Consider the following 23,798-nt stretch of genomic DNA (forward strand, 5'->3'; position numbering starts at 1 on the left):
TTCCGACGTGCTGTTCGCCCGCTAGCCCAACTGCGCATCCGACGGCACCACCGAGGACTTGCCGCCCTTGGCCAAATGCACCGCGTGGATACCGGGCTTCTTGGCCAGCTGCTCCAGCAGACTGTCGAGACCTTCTTGATCCACCGTGTGGTGCTGGACGCTGTCGGGCCTTTCCGAGATCTGGGCGACCATGCGCTTGAGCATCTCCGGGGACTTGAGGTCTTTGAGGTCCTTGACCGGGGTGAGGCGGTTGCGCGCGCCCGTACTCCCACGCGGGCCGGGCGCCCCGGCGCCCAGAGCGGCTCCGGTCATGCCGGCAAGCGACATCGAACTGAGCAGGCCGCCCTGACCGAGTTCGACGGCCGCTACGGCTTCCGGTCCTGCCGCCGACAATGCGGCGGCGACGGTCCGGATGGCCGGCGTGTTCGCGGCCCAGCTCGGCGGCACGGTCAGGGCGCCCACCAGCGTGCCGCGTCCGAAGTTCGCGCTCGGCGCAGCGGCGGTGGCACCGGTCAGCCAACCGCGCCCCCAGTGGGGGGCCGCGAGCCCCCCGCCGAGCGCATCTTTCGGCAGCTCGCCCAATCCCGCCGCCGAGTGGGGGCCGAACTTGAGGAACTGTGACACCGGGAAGTTGATCAGCAGCCCGATGTCGTTGAACTGGGTGGTGAAACCCAGCGGCACCTTGATTGCCGAATACAGCGCGGTGTACGTCGACGCCCCGGCCGGCCCGAACAGTCCGTTCAGCAGGGCGTTGATGGTGGCGGTGTAGTCCGTGCTCAGGTTCGCGAGCACCTGTAGCAACTCCGAGATCGGATCGTCCGCAGCCACGACCGATTGAGCAACGGTGCCGGCCGACTGGGCCGCAGCGGCGGCTTGGTTGACCAGTCCGCCCGCGTTGACGATCTGCGGCGGCTCGGTGAACGGGGTCACCTGGCTCGCGGCGGCCGACGAAGCGGCGTAGGTGTCCATCGCGAGCGCATCCTGGGCCCACATCTCGCCGTACTGAGCCTCCGTCGCGGCAATGGCCGCGGTGTTCTGCCCGAACAGATTGGTGGCCATCAGGGCGGCCAACTGGGAGCGATTTGCCGCGATCTCCTCCGGCGGCACGTGCGCGGCGAACGCTGACTCGTACGCGGCTGCCGCCGCGGTGGCCTGGCTCGCCGCTTGCGCGGCTCGCGCGGCGGTGGCGTTGAGCCAGGTCACGTACGGCATTGCGGCCGCCGCCATGGCCGTTGACGACGGGCCGACCCAGGGTCCGCTGGTCAGGCCGGAGATCACTGCCAGGTAGGAGGCGGCGGTGGACTGCAGTTCTGCGGCAAGTGCGTTCCAGGCGGCCGCGGCGGCCAGCATCGGTCCGGCACCCGGCCCGCTATAGATCCGGCCCGAGTTGAGCTCCGGCGGAAACGCTGCGTAGAACATCTCGGTCTACCCCCTGCCTCGAGGAAACGTGCGAAACGCCTGCGCCGGCGGAGGATTCGTTGCATCCATGCCGGTCAATCCTCCAGCGCCGGCAGGACGAAAATCATCGCCGCCGCGGGGTCGGCCTCCGCGACCACGCCGCCGAGTGCTGCCGCCGCCGCGCCACCGCTTCCAGAGCTGGTAGTGGTGGCCGCCAGCGCACGTCCCGCCAGGCTTGACAGAGCCATCTGACCGAACACCCCGGACTCCGCGCTGAGCGTGGCCGCGGGGGCCGCCGCCAAGTTGGCGGACAGGGTCGCGGCGACCGTCCGGATGGCCGGGGCTGCGGTGGTCCAGCCCTGCGGAACCGACAAGCCACCCACCAGCGCAGCGCGTCCCATCGCCCCGGAGGCCGCCCCGCCGACCGAGCCCGCGCTCGTCAGGTGCGGCGTGATCGACTCCGCGATTGGCGCAAGCGCCCCGGTGACCGGCTGTGGGGGTGCGAAGAAGGATGCCAAGCCCTGACCGTTCTGGGCGTACGCATAGACCTGCCCGAAGGACAGGAACGGTCCGCCCGGGATGGACGTCAGGCCTTGCAGTGAGAACGGGCCGGTGAGGGTTGCCATGATGGTGTTCCAGTTCGCCAGATCCGTCACAAGCCACGGCGGCAGCGATGCGGTGGCGATCTGCGGTAGGGCAAGTCCCTGCAATAACGAGGTGGACCCGGTCGTCGGCGACGCCCCGACGGTTGTCGCGAGGTTCTGTAGCGCGGTGGGCACGGACGAGACCAATTGCGATAGCTGAGTCGCCACGTCCGATCCGGTAGACGCCCCGGTAGCCTGCGACACCGCTGCCGCCTGCAAGGGCGCCGCCGAGGCGTTGGTGGTTTGCGGGGGCTCGGTGAAGGGCGTCAATTGTGTTGCGCTTGCCGAAGTTGCGGCGTAGCCGTACATCGCCACGGCATCCTGTGCCCACATCTGAAGGTACTGCGCTTCGGTCGCTGCGATGGCCGGTGTGTTCTGGCCGAAGATGTTGGTGGCGATCAGCGACAGCAGCAGCGCGCGATTGGCCGCGATCACCGGTGGCGGAACCGTTGCGGCAAAAGCGGTTTCGTATGCGCCAACCGCTACTTTGGCCTGCTCGCCCGCCTGATCGGCCCGGGCCGCGGTGGCCGAGATCCAGGCCACGTAGGGTTCGACCGCCGCCGCCATCGCGATCGCAGCCGGACCATGCCAGGCCCCGGCGGTCAAGTTCTCGATCGCGGACGCGTAAGCCGCTGCGGTGGAGTGCAATTCGGCGCCCAGCGCATCCCAGGCGGCCGCTGCGGCCAACAGCGGTCCCGCTCCGGGACCGGTATACATGCGACCGGAGTTGATCTCCGGTGGCAGCGCCCCGTAATCCATACGTATTACCTCTTTATCCCCGTGACGACCGCCCAGGTAATCGATGACGGCCGATCTTGAGTTCCTGGCTGAAAATTCCGGCAAGTTTCAGTACTGCTTTCCGGTTTCCAGACCCCCCTGTCTGTTCACTCTATTCTCGAGGCGCGTATTGTCTTCGAGTTCCCGTCGTGTAATCGAAAGGTAAACAAGACCTCTCTGCGGGTCATCGAGGCGTGTGAATATTTGCAGCCAGCTATGTTCGCAAAAATTGAAACCCGCAGCCAGCGGTCGTAATGATGCTGACGCAGCAATTTTCCATGTAGGCATGTATATGCACCGCAACACTGAATTTACAGGGAGCGTGAACCATCAATTGAATGCCCTGACGGCAACGGCGGCGGCAAATTCCGGACGCGCGACCTTAAAGTATTTCAGGGTTTCGAGCACTGCCGTACCGGCTTGTGCTCACCATTTGTTCCACCGGCGCATGCCTACGGGTAGCCGGTCCTCACCAACCGCCAGACTCTGCGCCTCGCGGCGACACCGGCCCGGTCGCCGCTGCGAGCCGGCAGGCCGCCCAGTGCAGGCCCGCCCGTCGCCACGTGTACTCCTAACGTCAACCTAGGTAAGACGTTAGGGAACGGCAGCCAAGAACGCCTGTAACGCGACTGCCTGATTGCTGGCGGTTTGCTGAAAGGGGCAGCGTCCGCAGCTGGTTGCCCGGGGTAGCCGTGCCGCTAGCCCGCGGCGGGCGGCCGCACAACGAAGTTGGGGCGGAAGCCGTACTGTGGGACCGCTCGGCCGAAAGGTTGGCTGGCGACGTTACCCAACGGCATTCCGGGCATTCCGGAGGCGCCAGCCGGCGGCGGGCCGATCATCGGCGTACCCCCCAATGCCGAGTGCAGCTGACCCGGCAGCGGCGCGGCCGCGGTCCACGCCGGCGGCACCGAGAGCTTGCCGACGATCCCGGCATTGCCCACGGCGGCCAGCCCGCGCAGGCCACCGGCCGCATCGAGGGAACCCGCTGTTGCCGCCGCACCGGTTACGCTCGGCAGCGCCTCCTGGGCTGCCCCGGCCACATCCGTTAACGCCGAAGCGCCGAACAGACTGGAAAGAGTGCCGACCGTGGCGCCCGGGGTGAACGTGCCGGTCGACGTGATCGTGTTCCAGATGTTCGCATTGGGCCCCCAGACGTCCACGAAGTTCTGCCAGCCGTTGAGCCCCAGCGCGGTGAGCAGAATATCCTTGACCTCTGAAACCCCGGTTCCGCCAGTGGATCCCGAGAGGCCCTGCAGTGTGTTGGGCACGGCGGAGATCAATTGTGACAGGGTGCCCTGCTGACTGGCCGCCGCGGCGCCGCCGGCCTGGTCGACGGCGACCGCTTGGGCGGCCAATCCGCTGGGGTCGGTGGTTTCCTGCGGACCCGCGAACGGGCTCAACTGCGTTGCAGCCGCTGAAGCAGCGGCGTAGCCATACATGGCCGCCGCGTCCTGCGCCCACATCTGGAGGTACTGGGCCTCGGTGGCCGCGATGGCGGGTGAGTTCTGCCCCAGGATGTTGGTGGCCACCAGCACCGCCAACTGAGCCCTATTGGCTGCGATCAGCGGTGGCGGCACCGTCGCTACGAATGCCGCCTCGAAGGCGCCCGCGGCGGCCTCGGCCTTTGCGGCCGTCTGTTCGGCCTGAGCGGCTGTCACGCTCATCCAAGCCACGTAGGGCATGGCTGCGGCAGCCATCGACGCCGACGCCGGACCGAACCACTCCTCGCCGGTCAACGCTGCGAGCACGGCGTCGTAGGACGACGCGGTAGCGCGCAGTTCCGCGGCCAGCCCGTTCCAGGCGGCCGCCGCGGCCAGCATCGGGCCGGAGCCCGGACCCGAGTACATCCGCCCGGAGTTGATCTCGGGTGGTAGTGCGGCAAAATCCAACATGGCAGTCATCGGTCGCCCCTCCCGGACTTACTGACTGTGGTGCTGATCCCGGTTTCAGGACCTCGTGGTGTCCGCCGAGGGACACCGGCATTTCTTTGGCGGGAATGATTCGGTTTCGGGCAGCAGAAAACACAGTTTCTGCGAAAGCTATTTTTGGCACGCAGGACTTCGCGCTGCCGCAAAACTAATGCGCGTAGATAATGGCCGGCAGGGCCGAATCAGATTACGTGTACAGCGCCCGGGCCGGATCGAGACGAAATGGTCATCGATCTCGGATAGGGTTTATCGCCAGGACTCACTCCGCTCTCACCTCCTCGGGGCCAGGGCACACGGGGATGCCGGTCGCACGCCACTGAGATGAGGACCCAACAGGGAACCTGCTGAGTCGGCACCTCTCTCGTCAGAGCTTTGGCACCACACGGCGTATCCGACCGAGGTCGGAAGCCACTTGGGCTCAACCCTTAAGCCGGGAAGAGCTGTCCTGACCCTGGGCGTCTTTCGACGTTCGAGGTCAGTGGCCTGTGTCCGTGCAGACGCCTCACCTAGCGAGGTGCATGCAAAGTTCATCGTGGCACTCGCGACGTCAAGAGTCAACTCACCGCACCGCGCAATTTGTGGCAATTTGTGAATGCCGCGAATGGGGTAGCAATAGACCACTTATTCGTGCCGTCCGGCGTCTACGCGCTATCGCGCCGCGCATTTATCCCGCGCACACGGGCCGTGGCATGATCGTCAGCTTCAAGCCGTACCGGGGACCGTTGCCCCAATTCCGGGAGTAAGAGCCGGCCATGGGCATGCCGGGTACACCGGGCATGCCTGCGGCGGCTTGCGGTACCGCTGCGCCGGGAGGACTGACGCCGGCCGCCGTCACGGCGGAGTTCTCCGCAGTCTCGGCCGCGGCCGTCCAGGCCGGCGGCACCGACAAGCGCCCGACAAAGGACGCTTGGTTGGCACCGGCGGCAACTCCCCCCGGGCCGCTTTGAGCTCCGGTGAGGCCGGCCGCCGCGGAACCGGCGTCCGCCGCGGGAGCGGCGACCTCCTCGCCGCCTTCGACCAGCGCGTTGACGTCGGCCAGCGCGGCAGTCACCGCGGGCATGATCAGTCCGGGAGCTGTGTAACCGGCCGAAACGAGCCCGTTCACCAGATTGGAGTTGAGGAAGATGCCGTAGGGGTTGCCGTCGTTGCCGTCGAGGAAGTTGAGGATGTCCGCGAGCAGACCAGTCTGTGGGATGTTGTCGAAGGGTGAGGCCGCCGCCGGAGACGCCAGCTGCTGTAGGCCCGCCGGCACTGTGGACATCAACTGCGGCAGTTCCGTCTGCGTGAGGCCGGTGGCCGTCGACGTGGCTGCCTCAGCGACGGCCGCGGCGTGTCCGGCCGCACCGTCCGGGCTGGTGGTCTGTGCCGGTTCGGCAAAGGGTGTCAGCGTCGCAGCCTCTGCGGCACTGGCGGCATAGCTGTACATCGCCGTCGCGTCCTGGGCCCACATCTCGGCGTATTCGGCCTCGGTGGCCGCGATCGCGGGCGCGTTGATGCCCAGGAAGTTGGTGGCGACCAATGCGAGTAGTAGTGCGCGGTTGGCAGCCACCACCGTCGGCGGGACGGTGAGCGCGAACGCGGCCTCGAAGGCCGCCGCCGCGGCTGCGGCCTGGCCGGCGGTCTGTTCGGCCTGCAGGCCTGTCGCACTCATCCACGTCAGATACGGGGCGACCGCAGCGGTCATCGTCACCGACGCCGGTCCAAGCCAGCCGTCGCTGACCAACGTCGTTATCACCGACTCGTATGCCGTTGCGGCCAAACGCAATTCCGCGCCGACTTCGGCCCAGGCCGTCATTGCGGCCAACAGCGGTGCCGAACCGGGCCCGGTGTACATGCGCAGCGAGTTAACTTCAGGTGGGAGCGCTCCGAAATCCAATGTCAGCACCTCCTTCCACCAACCGATGTGTCGGCCTCGGCAGCCGCGTGCCACGCGGAACCGATCGCCGAGGTCGCGGTTGCCTCCCCCCTGTCATCCAGCGGCGGGCGGTCGCCCCATGATGGTGGGCCGGATTCCGTAGCGCGGAGGATTGGCGAAGCTGTGCCCGTACATGCCGGGCGCCGGCATGCCCGGAAAACCGGGCACGCCTGCAACTGCCTCCGGCGCCGCAGCGGTACTGGTCCACCCGCCGCCAGGGTTCGCCGCGCCGGCATGGTTGACCACCGCCGTCGCGGCGATCCAACTTTGTGGCACCGACATGCGTCCGACCAGCGCGGCCTCGTTCGTCCCGGCCGTCACGCCGCGGGTAACCGCCGAGATCTCGGCCACATCTCCCAGGGTGGGAATGCCCATGGGACCGTCCGGCGAGTCCGCGGGTATCCATGTCGGATTTCCTTCGCCGGAGCCCATCGGTGGCAGGGCGCTGCCCTGGGACCCGAGTGCCACCGCATTGATGTCCGCCATCCCTGCCCACACGGCCGGTACGACGACGGCGGGGCTTATGTATCCCGCCGACACGAAGCCGTTCACAAGGCTGGAGTTCAGGAAGATCCCGTACGGATTGCCGTCGTTGCCGTCCAGGAAGTTCAGGATGTCGGCGAGCAGGTCGGCACCCGGGATCGCGTCGATCGCGGCGGCCGGCGACGAAAGACCCTGCAGCGTCGACGGTACCGACGTCATCAGCTGCGGCAGCTCTGATTGGGTCAAGCTGCCGGTCGCATTGCCGGCCGCCTGGGTGACCGCCGCCGCCTGCCCGGCCTGCCCGCCCGGATCGGTGACCTGCGGTGGTGCGCTGAACGGTGTCAGCGAGGAGGCCGACGCGGAGTTGGTGGCATAGCCGTACATCGCCGCCGCGTCCTGAGCCCACATTTCGCCGTAGGCGGCCTCGGTCTCGGCGATCGCCGCGGTGTTCTGCCCGATCAGGTTGGTCGCGACAAGCACCTGAAGCTGAGCGCGGTTGGCCGCCACCAGCGGTGGAGGCACCGTCATCGCGTAGGCCGCTTCGTAGGCCGCGGCTGCCGCTGCGGCCTGGGTGGCTGCCTCCTCGGCCTTCGCGCCGGTGCGGCTCATCCAGGCCAGATACGGCGTGACGGCGGCCAGCATGGCTTCCGAAGCGGGCCCCAACCATCCATCGTCTGTCAGTATCGAGAGCACCGTGTCATACCCGGCAGCGGTCGACTGTAGTTCTGCGGCCAGTCGCTCCCAGGCCCCCACAGCGGCCAGCAACGGTGCCGAGCCGGGCCCGGAATACATCCGCAGCGAGTTGACTTCTGGTGGTAATGCGCCAAAGTCCATTGCCGCCACCTCCTCAGCCGGTCACGATGAGGGTGTGGGCGGCGAAGAGTCTTGCAGCGCAAGCTATTCGGCGTGCATCTGCCGGCGCTCCCGGCGACGCTGGGCGCGTGGTGGACAGGGACATCGGACTTCTCCTTCTGAAGGAACAGTCCGACCCAGCTAGGGGCCTTGGCCGCTGAGGCGGTGTCGGGGTGCTGCCGAGAGCGCGGGCGCCATGGTGGACACCGTGGGCACCGCACGTCGATAGTTGCGCCAGCCATGAGGCGGGAAAGCGCCGCGACCGGATCGGGAAGAAATGGTCAGCGAGTTCGTGCAGTCATTACCGATTGATTCAGTGCGGCACCACCTCCCGTCACCGTCGGGGCACACGGGAGCGCCACCGTGGTTGCACACTGAAGGATGAATGGCCCGGCGACATTTGCCAGGTGCGCTCATCCCCGTCGTCCTAGCTCGAGTGCACACAGCGTATCGGGCGAAGGCTTCAGCGGCAGCGAGTTAGACACAACCCGTTCGGCGTGCCGTGCGGGCAGCGCGGAAATGTTAGCTGTCGCGGGGAAAACCGGCGCGGGCTACTGGCTCTTCTTCTCCGCGACCGCAGCATGCAGACCTTCTGCGAGGTCGTCGCGGGTCAGCTCGCGGAATCGGCGCAGCTGCGCTTCGGTGAATTCGTTGAAGTCACTGTTGAGTACCGCATCGAGATCTTCGTCGTCGAGCCGGAAACTGCGGTGGTCGCGCGCCTTTTCCACCACATTGCGGACAAAGCCGGCATTGCCGAGCATGTCGATACCGCGGATCAGGTCGCCGTCTTCGGAGTAGGTCTCGTCGTTGTAGAACTTGATGTAGGAGGGCAACAACACCGACGCCTCCTCCTCGGTGATGACGTCCTCGTTCTCCCGGCCCATCAGCACGGTCAGTGCGACCAATTCCTCGGGTGTGTAGCTGTAGAACTCGATGACAGTCGAAAAGCGCCGCCGCAGGCCCTGATTCACCTCGAGCATCTTTTCCATGGCCTTGGCGTACCCGGCGCCGAACACCACCAGCTCGTCGCGATGGTTTTCCATGTAGAGCAGCAGGGTGTTGATGATTGCGTTGCCGTACGGGTCGCCCTGCGAGTAGCCCTTCTCATGCAGGGTGTGCATCTCGTCGAAGAAGACCGCGCCACCCAGTGCGCCTTCGAGCATCTCCTCGGCGTTCTTCTCGGCGTCGGCCATATAGCGGCCCAACAGCTTGGTGCGGCTGGTCTCCACCACCAGCGGCTTACGGAGCACGGTCAAGCCGCACAACTGCTTGGTGAACGCCCGTGCGACCGAGGTCTTGCCGGTACCGGGCGGCCCCAGCAACAAGGTGTGACGGGACGTCACCGGGACGGGAAGCCCCATCTTGGCGCGTGCCAGGTTCACCTTGGTGGTCGACTTGATGAGCTTGATCTCGCGCTTGGCCTGCTCCATGCCGAGCATCGCGTTGAGCTCGGCATCGCCCTCGGCCAGGTACTTCGCGGCTTCCTCGGCATGGCGGGCGGCTTCGGCCTGCGCACGCGACGGTGCGCTGTCCGGGTCCCAGGGATCCGTGCGTGCCTCGATCGTTTCCGGGTCGGTCAGCACCAGCCGGAAGTTCGGGTTGTCCAGTGCCTCGCGCGCCGGGGTGAACTTCGCGTCGCGCGAATACACCCGGCGCAGCAGTTCGACGGCTTCCTCCTCGCGGCCGACGTGCCGCAGACACATGCCTTGGGTGTACAGGGCAATGTTGGCCGCGCCCGGCACCCGGTCGCCCTCGATGGCGTCCTGCCCGCGCCGGAAGGCCTCCTCGAAAACACCGAGTGACGCCAGCGCGGTGGTGGCCATCGCCGCACCCGCCGCCTTCAACTCGGGGTGCCGCCAAGGAGTGGCTTCGGGAAATTGCACCAGCACATCTGGCCAGCGCTTGGTGCGGAAGTAGAGGACGCCGCGCACATAGGTCACCAGTTCCGCATCGAAAGGGTGCCGAGGTTCGGTCGAGTCGAGCAGCTCGGCCGCTTCCCGATAGCGCTTGTTCTCCGCGAGTACCGCGGCATACGCGCACGCCAGCGAGTCCACGCTGGTCACGGCCAGACGCAGAAACAGCCCGTCGGACACTTCCGGGCGGAATTGCAGGTCGGTGACGCCGAGCCGGCGGGTTTCCCACCCAAAGGTCCGCACCGCCGCCCACGCGCCGGCCAGCACGTCGATGCTCTGGTCACCGGCCAGAATCCGTGCCAGCCAGGCATCGCACATGCCCGGGTCGACCGTGGTGGCGGTGGTGAACATCTGCGCGGCCACCTGCGGGTTATGACTCGGCTGCAGTCCGTTGACCGAAATGCCCGAAGCCAGAAGTCCGGCGACCATGGCGTTACGGGCGTCTTCGGCGGCGGACTGCGCGCGGGTCATTGTGCTGCTGAGCTGGTTGCGTGCTCCGGCTCGTGACCGATTGACAACACCAGCTCGTCGTGGTCGCGCAGGTCGCGGCCGGGTACGGCCAACGGCGGGCGAGAAGACGGCGCGGGAAGACTCGCGCGCACCGCGGCCAGCTGGCGTCCGGTGAGGCGATTGAGCCCCGTCGTCAGATCTTTGGGCAGCCGGGACTCGCTGTGGTATCGCACGAACGCCGCCAGCTGCGGCCGTCGGGCCCGCGTGGTCAGTCGTATGGTGAGTACGGCCGCGCCCACCTCCGGTGCGTCTGGCAGCCACAGGCTTTCCAGCGTCTCGGAGTCGATATCGGACGGCGTCACCCAGAAACTGGTCACGAAACCGTTGAAGTGCTTGAGGTGTCGCCAGCCGGGACGGCTCCAGGTGGGTTCCAAGTCGGCAAGCACCGCGGAGTCGACCTCGGCCAGCTGGTCGGCCGTCAGCGGGCGGGCTGCGCAGGTCTGCCCGTCCAGGTCCTGAACCAGCCGTTCGGTGGCGGCCACCAGAGTCGACGAGACCGAATCACGACACACCACGGCAGCGATGTTGCGCTCCGGATTCATCCGGAGCACCAGCCAGGTGCGACGACGGTCGGCGGCGGGGCGCTCCCCCCCGGTTTCGTTGGCGCCCCAGCCTTCGGGCTGCCACTCCTCGAGCGAGGCGGAGGCCTTGGCGGCTGCGGCACCGCCACGCACCTGCACGGACACGATGTCTATGCCATCGAGGTGAATGTCGAACTGGCGCAAGCCATCCGCGACGGCGGCCACCGGCAGCGCCGGCATCGAACCGATTCGATGGCGATGCCGGCCCGACGGGTCGCTGTTCCCGCCGTCGACCTCCACCACGGCGACCAGCTGGCCGCGGTACTCGCGCACCCCGACCGTGTCGCGGCCGAAACGGCGCTTGAAGTCGACCGCGGGCGTACATCCCGCGCCCAGGGCGGTGCCGGGATCGGCCGACCAATCCCACAGCCAGGCGACCACCCCAGAGGCCACCGTGATGCCGTGATAACTGACGATCGACAGCAACGCCACCAGGACCGCGAGGCCCACCCCGACCCACCAAGCCACCCGGTTCTCACCCTGCCAGGAATCCGGGGCGTGGCTGGCGAGTATCAAGATGAGGATGTCGACCAGGAAAACCGCAGTCACCCGCGGCCAGGACAGGGACAAACCTAACTTGCGCTGGGCCTTCATCGTTGTTTCCGCGATCGTCGCATCAAGGACGCTGTACCGAACACTGCTCCGCCTATCAGTAATGCCGCAGCCAAGCCCCCGGTGGCCACCCACACCGGCGCCATGTTGCGCGGCGTTGGCGCCTTCGGCAGCGACAGCGGCGCCGAGAGTTGCTTAGGAGCCTGGGGCGGCCCTTGCGGGACATCCCATGTCAATGCCGCGACCGGGTCGATCACACCGTAACCGACTTGATTGTCGACGCCCCGGGCGGGCGGTCTGGCTGTGTGAATCAGCCGCTGCATGACCTGGTACGCCGACAGTTCGGGGTACTTGGCGCGCACCAGGGCGGCCACCCCCGAGACGATCGCGGTGGCGAAGCTGGTACCTGCCGGAACCAGCAACGTGTTATCCGGGCCGTCGATCGCGTTGACCAGCCCGTCGTCCCGGGGCGAGAGCCCCATGACGTCGGTCCCGGGCGCCGAAATAGACACCCACGGCCCGGCGATGCTCATCTGCGCCAGGGGCTGACCGCCGGTGTCGACGGCGCCGACGGTGAGGACGTAATCGCTGAACCACGACGGCGTCACCACCGTGGTCACGGCGTTCCAGGCGCGGGGATCATTCGGCGACAGCGGGTCGAAGATGGTGTTCTGCTTGCAGTCCTTCTTGCTGCTGTCGCCGGCCGCCGCGACGATCAGCGCGTTCTTGTCGACCGCGGCATAGTGCACCGCGGCTCCCAGGGTTCGCTGGTCGACCACGTTGCGGGCACTCATGCAGGTCACATCGGAGATGTTGATGATCGATGCGCCCATGTTGGCGGCGTGCACAATCGCCCGAGCCATCGTCTCGACGCTGTCGATCTTCGCGACCGTCTGAGGGTCCTCGTCACCGGTGTAGGCGTCCTTGAGGCCGAAGGCCTGGCTGGACTGACGGATGGAAATCACCTCGACGTCCGGCGCGATGCCGCTGAAGGCGTCCGGCGGCGGTCCCGCATTGGGACTCGGCGGCGGGGGCGGCGGCGGCGGTGTCGTGCTGCTCGACGTGCCCGACGTGCTCGACGGGGCCGATGTGCTCGGCGTGGTGGTGGTAGTCGACGGAGCCAGCGGGTGCGGGCCCCGCGGGTAGTCGACGGGAAGCACCTTCCCGCCGCCCGGGTAGCCGGGAATCGTCACCGTTCCGCCGCCGCGGTTACCCGACGGGGCCTGGCCGGGGCCCGGCGCCGGACCGGGGCCGGCGCCTTCCGACGGCGACGGCGGCGGCGCGGGAATCATGGTGATGGTCGGACCCGGCACCGGAGACAACGTCACCGTCTGGGGTGGCGGTGGCTTTTCGGTGGTGGGAACGGTCACCGGCCGGCGCGGCGACGCCGGCGGAGGGGAAGACCCGTTGGCGGGCGCCCCGGCGATCATCGAAGCGACCAGGGTGCCGTGGGCGTCACAGTCCGACAGCCCGTCTCCCCCGGCCATGACATAGTCACCGCCGGCAATGAGGCGCGGCAACCGCGGGTGCGGCGTCACACCGGTGTCGATGACGGCGACTTTGATCCCTTCGCCGCGGCCGAACTGCCACGCCTCGTTGAGGTTCAGCATCTCCATGTACTTGGGTGGCACCTTGAAGTCGGTGCCGGGCAGCACGCCCACCTCGGTGCAGTAGGAGTTCTGCTTCATCGGCGCGATCGGCCCCGGTGGGCTGTCAGGCGGCAGCGCCCCCGGATCAATCGTCGGAGGCGCTATCGCATATGCAGGTGGCATCCCGGCCAGCGCGCCGGAGGTCAGCAACATCGCGGCGACGGTCGCGCTGATCGCACGACCGCGCCGCGAGCGCCGGCTACCGGTATCGAATCGCTGCATAGACATTCATCAACCACAATGCCAGCGGGAAGATCGGCATGAGGCAGATGTACTCGAGCCATTCCACGAACTTGCGGAACAGCGGGCTGTAGATGGTGTTGGGCACGACGGCCGCGGCGGTCATGCCGGCGGCCGGCAGGGCCACCAGGATAGCGGCGCTGATCGACACCGAGAGCGGCGAAGCAAGCACCAGCGCATAGCGCACCAGCACGGCCGCGATGATCAGCACCCCGGTAGCCGCGAGGGTGATGGCTTGCCAGCGGTCCACGTAGGAGCGGCCGCGCAGCACCAGGAAGCCGGCCGAGAAGCCCGCCAGAAGCAGCGGCAGCCACCGCTCATGGGTGTGCGGATTGGACAGTGCCGTCAGGCAGACGACCATCAACACGCCGAGGCCCACCAGCAGACCACTGAGGAACGACCGTGCCCGCTCGGCCTGCAGCAACACGTCGCGGACCGATGCCGGGCCCTCGAGGGTCGGCGGGCCGCCCTCGGAGCGCACCACGGTGGTCGGCAGGTCGGGCCGCGCCTCGAACACCCAACGGCTGGTCGCCGACGGGAACACCGGCAGCCGGATGCCGGCCAGTCGCCGCGACAGGGCCGGGGCCGCGTGATAGAGAATCACGCTGGCCAGCACCAGGCACGAGAGCAGCGTCACCGCACTGGTGGCCGCCACCATCCTGGCCAGGCTGGCGATGGTCGCCAGCGCGCTGACCGTCACGATCGCGGTGTAGATGGACAGCCGTCGACCGGTGAACCGCAGCGCCAGCGCCGCCGCGACCGCCAGCACGCCGAAGCCCAGCACGGCGTGCGGGGACCCGACGGGACCGGGCGGTGCCGCGGCGGCCGCGACCGTGAGCGGAACCAGCCCGCTCATCAGCAGGATGTCGGCGACCCGCCGGTCGGAGTCGGTCTTGGCGCGCATCAACAGCAGCACCGCCACCGCCAGCACCAGGACAGCGGTGATCGCGGTGAAGATCGTGGTCAGCCAGGTGTTGTGGTGCCACCGGTACCAGCCGAGCACACCGGACGACAGCGCTACGCCGGTCGCCACCATGGTCGCGCCGACCTGAACTGCGACGATCGGGTCGATCGAGGCGAACCGCTTGCTCAGGTTGGCCGAAACGGCGGTGGAGATGTGCTCGATGACCTGCGACCGGTGCTCGGTGTCGGCGATGAAGCGGATCCACAGCCGGTCGCCGTCGTAGACGTCCTGCTCGGTCAGCGACTGGGTGGCACGCAGCGGCGTGCCGTCGACCATGCACAGCGCCCAGCGCCCGCGCCCGGTGGCCTCCAGCGGGGTCTCCCCCAGTTCCCGGAGCCGGCCGTTGATCACCTTCAACAGTGGGTCGGTCATCACCGAGACAGGGGCGTTGGCGTCCAGCAGGACGCCGATCTGCACACCCTCGCCGGCCATGATTCCGACGACCACAGCCCTGGGCGACGAGACACCCTCAATGTCAGTCTGTGGCGCATCAGCTACTGCGGTCATCGTCCTGCACCCCCTGCCATAGCGATTTGATTGGTTGTTGACCGCGCGTGGGGCTCGGCCAGGGCACCGGCCGGGGCGTCTGCGACGCTGCAGCCCCGGTAGCGCTGCGGCTGGACTGACTCCAATTTCATTTGCCTCGCCTCGCGGTTATTGGTTGTGGTTGACGTATTGCTATTGGTTTGCAACCTATTCCAGAGCAGTATGCCGTCTTGGCATCTCGCTCGCATTTTATGTTCAGAAATGTTGTCACACTGCGTGTTTGGTAACGGCGCTGTTAAACCCTGCTGTGGGTTTTCCATTCGCCGTACGGCAAAGTGTCCAGAACCGTCTTGACCCCGACTTGGACCAGCTGCGGCGTGGCCGGGCAGATAGCCAGCCACGCCTCGCCGGAACCTGCGGTCCGCGCCTGCTGGTAGAGCGCGATACGTCCGCCGGACCCGTCTTTCAGGGACAGGACCGACGCGCTGGGGCCTTTGGCGTCGTCGCGATACTGGCGCGCGTACACCGCAACCTCAGCCGCGGGGTCCGACAGGGCCTGACCCAGCGCGGCCACCGTGGAGGCACTGATCCCCATGCGCCGCAGGTCGCCGCCGGAAAAGACATTGAAGCCCGACTCCTGCCACGACTTGGTGGCCTCGAGCATCTCCTCCAGGGGCACGTTGACGGCGTTGATCGCAGCCGGGTCGGCGTGGTGAATGGACTCGAGACCGTCGATCACCAGCGCGGCGATCGAGGCGCTGTCCGAGACGACGACGTCGTCGACGGTGATGTCGCTGCCGACCCGCACCGCGGAAACCCAGTGGTTGGCGCGACGGGCCAGGACCACCCGGAACTCGTTGTCGGGAATGTCGCGGGAACCTGGGGGTTGGTTCTCGTCGTCGACGACGCCGTAGAGCAGCTTGCCGCGCGACAGCAGCGCGACGACCTCGAGATCCGGTGCGGCCAGCACCCTCATCCGCGCGGCGACCTGCTCGTTGACCTCGTCGCCGACCACGATGCCCTGCTCGCGCATGACAGCCATACCCGGATGCTCGTTGAGCCAGTCGTTGTTGTCGGTGGATACGTACGGCCGGCACCGTAGCTCCGGTGCCACGTGCCGGATATCCAGCAGCGCTTGAAGCATCCAGAAGCCGTCAACGTTGACGGTGATGTCGGTGCGGGTGCTCTGTTGATCCATCCCTACCTCAGAGGTCTTTTTCGTTAGAACTTCCAGTTAACTGCAGAACACGGCAGCACACCAGTGATTTGGTGTGCTGCCGCGCCTGGAGTTGGTTCTTAGGCCCAGCTGGAGCCGACGGCGCTGTCGGTCTGCGCCATGTTGTTGCCGGCTGACTGGACCTTCTGGCCGTGAGCGTTGGCCTGCTCGTAGATCACCTGGAAGTTGCGGCCCAACTGGGCGATGAACTCCTGGCAAGACACCGAGCCGGCGCCGCCCCAGAAGTCACCGGCAGCCAGCACATCACGAACGATGGCCTGGTGCTCGGCTTCGAGGTTGGCGGCCTGCGCGCGGATGAGAGCACCGTGGGCGTCGACATCCCCGAACTGGTAGTTAATGGTCATATCGGTTTTCTCCTGATTCGGGTCTGTAGGGCTAGCTGCTGAGGATCTGCTGGGAGGCCTGCTCTTGCTGCTCGTAGTTGTTCGCGTCGCGGACAAGTCCGTCGCGAACGCCGTGCAGCATGTTCACGATGTTGCGGAACGCCGTGTTCATCTGGCCCATGGTGTCCAGCGAGGTGGCCGAGGCCAGACCGCTCCAGCCGGCGCCGGAGATGTTCTGCGAGGAAGCCCACATGCGACGGGCCTCGTCCTCGACGGTCTGGGCGTGGGTCTCGAAACGGCCCGCCATGTCGCGCATCGCGTGCGGGTCGGTCATGAAACGTGAAGTCACCTGATTCTCCTTAACTAATTACTGCTCAGATCAGTTTGTTAGGACACGATGGCCGATCGGCTACACGCGGACGTATCCGCCGACCGGTAGTACTGCGTAATTCCCCTTTCGGTCAGCCGGCGGCCACCGGGTGCTCCACGGTCGGAAAGGTGTCGAACCCGCACACCGGCGTGCGGGTTGACGGCGAATGCAGGTGATCCGGAAGCGAGGGCCCCGACCGGCCGTTCAACTCCGAAATCACCGCCTGATGAGACGTCGCGTGTGAACTCACGTCCGTAGCTGATCCGTCTCCAAAATCTGTGACGCCGGTCAGCCGGCGGCCGCTGCGTTGGCGGCCTCGGTGGCCGCGTAGGAACCCGAGCTGGTCGACAACGTGTTGACGAACATCTCGTGGATCGCCGCGGCCTGAGCGCTGACGGCCTGGTACATCTGGGCGTGCGCGGCGAACTGAGCCGCGGTGAGCGCCGAGACCTCATCGGCGGCAGCCGGAACCACCCCCGTGGTCGGCGCCGCAGCCGCGGCGTTCTGAGCGCTCATGGTGGTGCCGATGCCCTGAAGGTTTCCGGCCGCAGCCGCCAAAGCCTCCGGCTGTGTGGTCACGAACGACATGCTGTTTCCTCCCTAAAATCATCCCAGCAACCAGCCTCTGCACGAGAGTAGATGACTGCTCGGCGCCAGGTCGCCTTCGACGCCGCCTGGTTGGCATTTGTTCACTAGACGGCAATACGGGTTGACCTCTCGTAACGACACAGTAACAGCGCCTGACCTGCTTCGGAGGGGTTCTCCCGGCAGTCCGTCGCAAGCTCCTGCTCCTGCCGATGGAAAGGACCCCTGACCTGGGCGCTACGAGGCACGCAGTTCGGCCTTGTGCCGGGGGCAATAGGCATCGATGGCTGCACCCACGAAGAACCCGGAGTGATACGCGGGCATGCTGCTGCTGTTCAGCACGTCGTTCGCCACATCGCTGGGTGACATGCCGTTGTCGAGGCGGACGCATACGTAATGGCCCGCTTCGATCGCATGGGCATTGGAGATGTGGTCGGTGATGCCCTCGGACCGCAGTGCGGCCAAGAACTTGTCGTCGGTCGTGTCGGCGTGCGCGACTGCGACTGCCACCGGGCCCCACACCGCGCCCAACGCCACAACGGTGACCAGACGAGCCGCGATAACGCCCAATTCCATTCAACTGCTCCCGCGATGAGATGACCTCTTGAACTAGCCAACCTGAATTTTCGCGAGTGCCGCACCACAGTTCCAGTTGAGCGTTACTTGTACACCCTTTATTTACCCCACGGTCACTCCAACGCCGGATACCGGGCCCCAAACCGATGTGAGACGAGTGAACTCCGGATCTCGGCTGCGGTGACCACGATTGGGATCTGTCGTTTCGTCTGCCGGGGCGCGCCGCGGCAGTGGAGGTGCCGTTCATAGTGCGGTAGCAGGAAAGCTACCGGCCGTTAATTTTCGGCATCTCGCAATTCCAGTAGTGTTTCCTCTTGCGGGCGCACAGCCTCGGCAATGACTGCTCGATCGGTGTTAACCGGAATCAAATTCGAGTTCCGAAAACAGAGGATCTGAATTGCGGCACATCCGGCTCGACTTCTTTCCTGTTTCGCTGGCTGCCGCCGTCCTGGTGTTGTCCGGATGTGGGGCTGAAGAGACCTCCGGCGCACCGAGTTCGACGACTGTCGCGTCGTCGTCGAAGATCAGTTGTGGCGGCAAGATGACCCTCAAGGCCAGCGGGTCGACGGCACAGGCCAACGCGATGACCCGGTTCGTGACTGAGTTCGAGCGGGCCTGCCCGGGCCGGCGGGTTGACTACACGGCCAACGGGTCGGGCGCCGGGATCCGCGAATTCATCGACAACCAGACCGATTTTGGTGGCTCGGATTCGCCGCTCACCCCTGGCGAATACGCCGGCGCCCGGCAGCGCTGCAACTCGCCCGCGTGGAACCTGCCGGTGGTCTTCGGGCCGATCGCCATCACCTATCACGTCGATGGGGTGTCGGCCCTTACTCTCGATGGGCCGACCGCCGCCAAAATCTTCAACGGCACGATCATTACGTGGGACGACCCCGAGATCGCGGCGCTGAACCCGACGGTGAAGCTGCCCCCTGAACCCATTCGCGTGGTGTACCGCAGCGATGAATCCGGAACATCGGACAATTTCCAGCGCTATCTCGACACTGCTGCCGGCGGTGCATGGGGCAAGGGCGCCGCGCGGCAATTCAAGGGCGGCGTCGGCGAAGGCGCCGAGGGCAACGACGGTACCGCGGCGGCCGTCAAGCGCACCGAAGGAGCGATCAGCTACAACGAGTGGTCCTTCGCTCAGGCCCAACACCTGGACATGGCCCGCATCATCACCTCGGCCGGTGGAGACCCGGTGGCGATCACCCCCGATTCGGTGGCGAAGACGATCGCCTCAGCCGGGATCATCAACAAGGACAACGACCTCATTCTCGACACCATCTCGTTCTACCGGCCGAGTCAGCCCGGTTCTTATCCGATCGTGCTGGCGACGTATGAGATCGTCTGTTCGAAATATCCCGATCCCCAGGTTGGCATGGCGGTCCGGGCATTCCTGCAGAGCATCATCGGGCCGGGCCAGAACGGCTTGACGGATCATGGGTACATTCCCATCCCGGATGCATTCAAGTCACGATTGTCGACAGCGGTCAACGCCATCACCTGACGCCGACGCTCGCCGTCGCGACTACCCGAAGGGCAGCTGACGGGGCATCACAGTGGGTTTGAACCCGTACCGGGGCGGCGCGCCCGCACCACGGCCGTTACCGCCGCCAACCACGGGCATACCGCTCAGCACGTTTCCGGTCGTTGCGGACTCGCCCGCGATTATCGGCTCACTGATCATCTGTACGGCGGGGCGTACCGTCGGCGCTGCCGTCGCGCCCGGCCACGAGGACGGGACCGCCAGGTGGCCGATGTGGGCTCCCTGGCCTAAACCGGCCGCGACCTGGCCGCCCGCCGTACCGAGCGCCCCGCTGATCGGAGGTCCGGGAACTGCTGCTGCTGCCGCCGCCGCCGCAGGAGCGGGGCCGTTCAGCAGGCCGGCTGACTTGGCCATCTGCACCCCGAAGTTGCCCATGCCGACGCTGAAGTACGGCAGACCCTCGGTGTTGTAGAAGAAGCTCGCGTAGTTCGAGTAGCCCTGCATGAATGTGCCGAGGTTGTTGGGCAGGGTGGTCTGTCCGGTCAACAGGAACCAGATCTCCGTCAGGATCGGAAACTGGGTCGCGGACTCGGAAAGCAGTTGCTCGATTCCAGTTGGCGTGGCCAGTAGTCCAAGCCGGCTGGTGATCTGGTTGAAGAAGCTTTGCAGTGATTCCTGGACGGAAGCCGCCGGGGCGGCCTGCGCCGCCGCCACTGCGGCTGCCTGGGTGGTGGTTCCCGCCGGATTGGTGATGGTCGGAGCCTGGGTGAAGGGGTCGAGCCTGGTGGCCAGGGCAGCGGACGAGGCGTAGCTGTACATGGACAACGCGTTCTGCGCCCACATCTCGGCGTACTGAGCTTCCAGCTGCGCGATGATGCCATTGTTGAGCCCAAAGATGTTGGACTGCAACGCTTGGGCCAACTCGGCCCGGTTAGCTGCCACCAGCGGAGGCGGCACGATCGAGGCGAACGCCGTCTCGAAGGCGGCCGCCGCAGACAGAGATTGCCCGGCGGCGCGCTCGGCCTGTCCGGCTGTGGTGGTCAACCACCGGACGTAGGGCTGAGCGGCCTGCGCCATTGTCGCCGAGGCGGGACCCAACCACTCTTCACCGGCCAGCTGGGCCAGCACCGTCTCATAGGCTTGCGCGGTCGAGGTGAGTTCGGCCGCCAGCGCATTCCATGCCGAAGCGGCCGCCGCGAACGACGCAGAGCCCGGACCCGCGTACATCATCGCCGAGGTGACCTCGGGAGGCAGTGCGCCAAAATCAGTCGCAAGTGACATGCGATTCCTCCTCAACTGTTGCGGCTCGGTAGTCGTCAGCGGATGCTGCCCACATCGCTCAGCCGGCAGACGGTGGTCGGGCGAGCACGGTGTAACGCAGGCCGTACCGGACGCCCATGTTGCCAGTGCGCCGGCCGCCGCCCGATCCGGCCGGAAACCCGGGCATAGCGGCGTTCATGCTATTGCTGACGGGTGTCTCACCGGGTGCGGTGACCGAGCCGGCGGTCAGCACTTTCGTGGCGGCCTGCTCGGCACCAGCGGGTGCCCCTGACCAACTTGCCGGCACCGAAAGCCCGCCGACCTTGGCCGATGACGCGACACTCGCCGACAGGCCGATACCACTGTGGTGAGTCCAGCCACCTGCGCCCAACGCGGCGAATTGCGGTGTCGGATACCAAGCGCCACCCGAACCGGCCGTCGTACCAAGGCCAGGCTGCAACTGCTGTGCGATCGACCAGCCGAAGTTGGCAATGCCCACGCCGAAATACGCTTGCAGTGTCTGCCTGATCGCTGTGTACATGCCCGGATATAGGCCCGCCCAGTTGTTGTCCGGCGTCGGCAACCAGCCGAGCCTCGGGACGGCGCTGGCGCTGACAGGGGTGTCGGCGATGATTACCACGTCCGATGTTCCTGCCGCCGCCGGTGCCGCGGCGAACTGCTGCGCCAGCTGCGGCAGCGCGGCCGAAGACAACAGTTGCGGGATGGTGGTCGAGGTGCTTTCTGCGGAACTGGCGGCCGGCGTGGCAGTGGCCGCGGCCGGGTTGGTGGTGCTTGGCGGCTCGGGGAACCGACTCAACTCGGTCGCGAGAGCCGACGAGGCCGAATAGCCGTACATCGCGGCGGCGTCTTGAGCCCACATTTCCAGGTAGTCCGCTTCAGTCGCCGCGATCGCCGAAGTGTTCTGCCCGAAGAAGTTGGTGGCCACCAGAGTCGCCAGCAGTACCCGGTTGGCCGCGATAACCGGCGGGGGCACCGTCAGGCCGAACGCCGTCTCGTAGGCGGCCACGGCAGCTCGGGCCTGATTGGCGGCACTCTCGGCCCCGCCGGCCACCGCACTGAGCCAGCTCACATAGGGCGTCGCCGCGGCGAGCATGGATCGCGACGCCGGTCCGACCCACGGCGCGCTGGTCAACTCGGTCAGGATGGCGGCGTAACCTGTTGCGGCCAAAGCGAGTTCGGTTGCGATGCCGTCCCATGCCGAAGCCGCTGCCAGCATTGGACCCGGCCCCGGCCCGCTGTACATGCGGCCGGAGTTGATCTCAGGCGGCAACGCCCCGAAGTCGAACAACACCCCTCCTGACGATTGGCGTCGCTTTCCGCGCGGCGTGAGCCGCGTGGCGCGGTCGGGCAATCCGCACTCATGTGAAACTTAAAGGCGGGGTTGGGTCTTTGCCTCCGGCGATGCCAACTGTTCACTGCTCGCCCATGTTTGTTAACCGAAAATTCAGTCTTCGGTCTCGACGATGATGGCCATCTCCGGGCAGGAGGCGGCGCCATCCCGAATCACCTGTTCATCCCCGGGATCGATGTCGTGTTCTTCCAAGAGGGAATAACCGGACTCGTCGATCGGGAACTGTTCTGGATCCACCGCGTAACACTGGGCGTGCCCAACACATCTCGACCGATCGAGGCGAACCTTCATGGGGCCAGCGTAGCTGTCTGCGGTCCTCGGATATGTCTGGCAGCAACAAGATTGATACGGTCTCCGGCATGTCGCGTTGACAGCGACCATGGACCAACGAACGGAAGGGCGGGCTCATGAGCAGTGGGGGGACCCCAACCTGGGGGACATTCCACCTGCCCAGGCTCGAGTACTCCGCCCTGCCGTTGACCAACGACCGGGGTGTCGGATGGCGGACGCTGCGAGACGCCGGTCCGGTGGTCTTCATGAACGGGTCCTATTACCTGACGCGACGTGAGGACGTGCTCAGCGCGTTGCGGAATCCCGGCGTCTTCTCCTCACGGCTGCTGCAGCCGCCTACCAATCCCCTTCCGGTGCTTCCCCTTTCGTTCGACCCGCCGGAGCACACGCGGTACCGCAGGATCCTGCAGCCCTACTTCAGCCCCAACGCGCTCGGAGTGTCGCGTCCGGTGCTGCAGCGGCACGCGTCCGAGATGATCGCTGAGCTCGCCGGCCGAGGGCAGTGTGAAGCGATGGCCGATTTCGCGCGCCTGTATCCGTTCCAGGTTTTCCTGGATCTCTACGGGCTACCGCTTGCCGACCGTGATCGGCTGATCGCCTGGAAGGACGCCGTCGTCGGCGACAAGTCCTTCCTCACCATGTCCGAGGCGGAGCAGGGTCAGCTCGAGCTGTTCGAGTATCTCACCGACGCAGTCCGGCAGCGCCGCGCGGAACCGGGCTCGGACATGTTGTCGCAGATCATGACCGGCCCCGGGAATCTCTCCGATCTCGAACTCCTGGGCATGAGCCACCTGCTGATACTGGCAGGGCTGGACACGGTGACCGCAGCCATCGGGTTCGCGTTGCTGCAACTGGCCCGCAAGCCGCAGTTGCGTGCGCAGCTTCGCGGCGACGCCCGCCAGATCCGGGTTTTCATCGAAGAAGTGGTGCGACTGGAGCCGTCGGCGCCGGTGGCTCCCCGCGTCACGACCGAATTCGTCAAGGTGGGCGGCATGACGTTGCCTCCGGGGTCGCAGGTCCGGTTGTGTATCGCCGCCGTCAACCGCGACGGCAGTGACGAAACATCCACCGACGATCTGGTGCTGGATGGAAAGGTACACCGGCACTGGGGCTTCGGGGGCGGTCCGCACCGGTGTCTGGGGTCTCATCTGGCGAGGATGGAGCTGACCGTCATCGTCGCCGAGTGGTTGAGACAGATCCCTGACTTCGACCTCGCGCCGCAATACCGGCCCGAAATCGCCTTTCCGTCAAAGACATTCGCCCTGAAATCACTGCCGCTGCGCTGGGGTGCGGAAGCCGCGCACAACGACGGCGTCGGCTAACCGGCAAACGGCGGCCGCGCCATGACGGTCGGACGGAACCCGTACTTCTGCCCCCCGGCGGCGCTTATTCGGCTATATGCC

Annotated in this window: 20 protein-coding genes and 1 riboswitch; of the genes, 2 read left to right on the plus strand and 18 right to left on the minus strand. The window is 66.4% G+C overall.

Annotation, left to right across the window (positions count from 1 at the left end):
* Positions 1-21: 21 nt before the first annotated feature.
* The 15 genes from AC5Y7D_RS21745 to AC5Y7D_RS21815 form a co-directional block, all read right to left on the minus strand.
* A complete protein-coding gene (locus AC5Y7D_RS21745; RefSeq protein ID WP_499927582.1) occupies positions 22-1,419 on the minus strand; it encodes a PPE family protein in 1,398 nt (465 codons plus the stop codon).
* 74 nt (positions 1,420-1,493) lie between these two features.
* Positions 1,494-2,801 (minus strand): PPE family protein, SVP subgroup, encoded by a 1,308-nt coding sequence (locus tag AC5Y7D_RS21750; protein WP_499927584.1) that lies wholly within the window; start codon positions 2,799-2,801, stop codon positions 1,494-1,496.
* 716 nt (positions 2,802-3,517) lie between these two features.
* Positions 3,518-4,720 carry a PPE family protein gene (locus AC5Y7D_RS21755; protein WP_499927585.1) on the minus strand — a complete coding sequence of 401 codons (1,203 nt, stop codon included), beginning with the start codon at positions 4,718-4,720 and terminating at the stop codon, positions 3,518-3,520.
* A 376-nt stretch (positions 4,721-5,096) separates the two neighbouring features.
* A riboswitch (M-box (ykoK) riboswitch) is annotated at positions 5,097-5,268 on the minus strand.
* 143 nt (positions 5,269-5,411) lie between these two features.
* Complete coding sequence (locus AC5Y7D_RS21760; RefSeq protein ID WP_499927587.1) at positions 5,412-6,623, minus strand: PPE family protein; 1,212 nt, start codon at positions 6,621-6,623, stop codon at positions 5,412-5,414.
* 93 nt (positions 6,624-6,716) lie between these two features.
* Positions 6,717-7,979 (minus strand): PPE family protein, encoded by a 1,263-nt coding sequence (locus tag AC5Y7D_RS21765; protein WP_499927589.1) that lies wholly within the window; start codon positions 7,977-7,979, stop codon positions 6,717-6,719.
* Between the two features lie 569 nt (positions 7,980-8,548).
* Positions 8,549-10,381: a type VII secretion AAA-ATPase EccA gene (gene eccA, locus AC5Y7D_RS21770; RefSeq protein WP_499927591.1), complete on the minus strand. Its 1,833-nt coding sequence runs from the start codon at positions 10,379-10,381 to the stop codon at positions 8,549-8,551.
* Entirely contained in the window at positions 10,378-11,595 is a 1,218-nt protein-coding gene (gene eccE, locus AC5Y7D_RS21775; RefSeq protein ID WP_499927593.1) for a type VII secretion protein EccE, read from the minus strand. Before eccE ends, eccA begins: the two co-directional genes overlap by 4 nt.
* Positions 11,592-13,424, minus strand: a complete 1,833-nt coding sequence (locus tag AC5Y7D_RS21780) for a type VII secretion-associated serine protease mycosin (protein ID WP_499927595.1) — start codon at positions 13,422-13,424, stop codon at positions 11,592-11,594. Before AC5Y7D_RS21780 ends, eccE begins: the two co-directional genes overlap by 4 nt.
* On the minus strand, positions 13,402-14,913 hold the full coding sequence (gene eccD / locus AC5Y7D_RS21785) for a type VII secretion integral membrane protein EccD (protein ID WP_499927597.1): 1,512 nt from the start codon (positions 14,911-14,913) through the stop codon (positions 13,402-13,404). The genes AC5Y7D_RS21780 and eccD overlap by 23 nt, the downstream gene beginning before the upstream one ends.
* Before the next feature lie 274 nt (positions 14,914-15,187).
* On the minus strand, positions 15,188-16,090 hold the full coding sequence (locus AC5Y7D_RS21790) for an ESX secretion-associated protein EspG (protein ID WP_499927598.1): 903 nt from the start codon (positions 16,088-16,090) through the stop codon (positions 15,188-15,190).
* 98 nt (positions 16,091-16,188) lie between these two features.
* Positions 16,189-16,473, minus strand: coding sequence for a WXG100 family type VII secretion target (locus AC5Y7D_RS21795; protein WP_499927600.1), 285 nt, complete (start codon positions 16,471-16,473; stop codon positions 16,189-16,191).
* A 31-nt stretch (positions 16,474-16,504) separates the two neighbouring features.
* Positions 16,505-16,801 (minus strand): WXG100 family type VII secretion target, encoded by a 297-nt coding sequence (locus tag AC5Y7D_RS21800; RefSeq protein ID WP_499927602.1) that lies wholly within the window; start codon positions 16,799-16,801, stop codon positions 16,505-16,507.
* Positions 16,802-16,913: 112 nt separating this feature from the next.
* Positions 16,914-17,072, minus strand: a complete 159-nt coding sequence (locus tag AC5Y7D_RS21805; protein WP_499927604.1) for a hypothetical protein — start codon at positions 17,070-17,072, stop codon at positions 16,914-16,916.
* 38 nt (positions 17,073-17,110) lie between these two features.
* Positions 17,111-17,410 carry a type VII secretion system ESX-5 target PE19 gene (locus AC5Y7D_RS21810; RefSeq protein WP_055579137.1) on the minus strand — a complete coding sequence of 100 codons (300 nt, stop codon included), beginning with the start codon at positions 17,408-17,410 and terminating at the stop codon, positions 17,111-17,113.
* 234 nt (positions 17,411-17,644) lie between these two features.
* The gene (locus AC5Y7D_RS21815) at positions 17,645-17,983 is read right to left on the minus strand and encodes a DUF732 domain-containing protein (protein WP_499927605.1); all 339 of its coding nucleotides are present in this window, start codon (positions 17,981-17,983) and stop codon (positions 17,645-17,647) included.
* A 406-nt stretch (positions 17,984-18,389) separates the two neighbouring features.
* Between AC5Y7D_RS21815 and pstS the strand changes: the two genes are divergently transcribed.
* The gene (gene pstS / locus AC5Y7D_RS21820) at positions 18,390-19,493 is read left to right on the plus strand and encodes a phosphate ABC transporter substrate-binding protein PstS (RefSeq protein WP_499927647.1); all 1,104 of its coding nucleotides are present in this window, start codon (positions 18,390-18,392) and stop codon (positions 19,491-19,493) included.
* Between the two features lie 21 nt (positions 19,494-19,514).
* Here the strand turns inward: pstS and AC5Y7D_RS21825 are convergent, their stop codons facing one another.
* The 3 genes from AC5Y7D_RS21825 to AC5Y7D_RS21835 form a co-directional block, all read right to left on the minus strand.
* Complete coding sequence (locus AC5Y7D_RS21825; RefSeq protein ID WP_499927607.1) at positions 19,515-20,753, minus strand: PPE family protein; 1,239 nt, start codon at positions 20,751-20,753, stop codon at positions 19,515-19,517.
* 58 nt (positions 20,754-20,811) lie between these two features.
* Positions 20,812-22,041, minus strand: coding sequence for a PPE family protein (locus AC5Y7D_RS21830; protein WP_499927609.1), 1,230 nt, complete (start codon positions 22,039-22,041; stop codon positions 20,812-20,814).
* Between the two features lie 156 nt (positions 22,042-22,197).
* Positions 22,198-22,395 carry a ferredoxin gene (locus AC5Y7D_RS21835; protein ID WP_499927611.1) on the minus strand — a complete coding sequence of 66 codons (198 nt, stop codon included), beginning with the start codon at positions 22,393-22,395 and terminating at the stop codon, positions 22,198-22,200.
* Between the two features lie 116 nt (positions 22,396-22,511).
* On the opposite strand from AC5Y7D_RS21835, the gene AC5Y7D_RS21840 reads away from it, so the two are divergent.
* Positions 22,512-23,717 carry a cytochrome P450 gene (locus AC5Y7D_RS21840; RefSeq protein WP_499927613.1) on the plus strand — a complete coding sequence of 402 codons (1,206 nt, stop codon included), beginning with the start codon at positions 22,512-22,514 and terminating at the stop codon, positions 23,715-23,717.
* Positions 23,718-23,798 lie beyond the last annotated feature (81 nt).

The sequence above is a fragment of the Mycobacterium sp. NGS49 genome (assembly GCF_059812565.1).

Coding starts and splice junctions, on each gene's coding strand:
- AC5Y7D_RS21745 (WP_499927582.1), bottom strand. CDS start 1,419: ATGTTCTACGCAGCGTTTCCGCCGGAGCTCAACTCGGGCCGGATCTAT.
- eccA (WP_499927591.1), bottom strand. CDS start 10,381: ATGACCCGCGCGCAGTCCGCCGCCGAAGACGCCCGTAACGCCATGGTC.
- AC5Y7D_RS21825 (WP_499927607.1), bottom strand. CDS start 20,753: ATGTCACTTGCGACTGATTTTGGCGCACTGCCTCCCGAGGTCACCTCG.
- AC5Y7D_RS21795 (WP_499927600.1), bottom strand. CDS start 16,473: ATGACCATTAACTACCAGTTCGGGGATGTCGACGCCCACGGTGCTCTC.
- AC5Y7D_RS21840 (WP_499927613.1), top strand. CDS start 22,512: ATGAGCAGTGGGGGGACCCCAACCTGGGGGACATTCCACCTGCCCAGG.
- AC5Y7D_RS21765 (WP_499927589.1), bottom strand. CDS start 7,979: ATGGACTTTGGCGCATTACCACCAGAAGTCAACTCGCTGCGGATGTAT.
- eccD (WP_499927597.1), bottom strand. CDS start 14,913: ATGACCGCAGTAGCTGATGCGCCACAGACTGACATTGAGGGTGTCTCG.
- eccE (WP_499927593.1), bottom strand. CDS start 11,595: ATGAAGGCCCAGCGCAAGTTAGGTTTGTCCCTGTCCTGGCCGCGGGTG.
- AC5Y7D_RS21755 (WP_499927585.1), bottom strand. CDS start 4,720: ATGACTGCCATGTTGGATTTTGCCGCACTACCACCCGAGATCAACTCC.
- AC5Y7D_RS21790 (WP_499927598.1), bottom strand. CDS start 16,090: ATGGATCAACAGAGCACCCGCACCGACATCACCGTCAACGTTGACGGC.
- AC5Y7D_RS21810 (WP_055579137.1), bottom strand. CDS start 17,410: ATGTCGTTCGTGACCACACAGCCGGAGGCTTTGGCGGCTGCGGCCGGA.
- AC5Y7D_RS21750 (WP_499927584.1), bottom strand. CDS start 2,801: ATGGATTACGGGGCGCTGCCACCGGAGATCAACTCCGGTCGCATGTAT.
- AC5Y7D_RS21815 (WP_499927605.1), bottom strand. CDS start 17,983: ATGGAATTGGGCGTTATCGCGGCTCGTCTGGTCACCGTTGTGGCGTTG.
- AC5Y7D_RS21780 (WP_499927595.1), bottom strand. CDS start 13,424: ATGCAGCGATTCGATACCGGTAGCCGGCGCTCGCGGCGCGGTCGTGCG.
- AC5Y7D_RS21835 (WP_499927611.1), bottom strand. CDS start 22,395: ATGAAGGTTCGCCTCGATCGGTCGAGATGTGTTGGGCACGCCCAGTGT.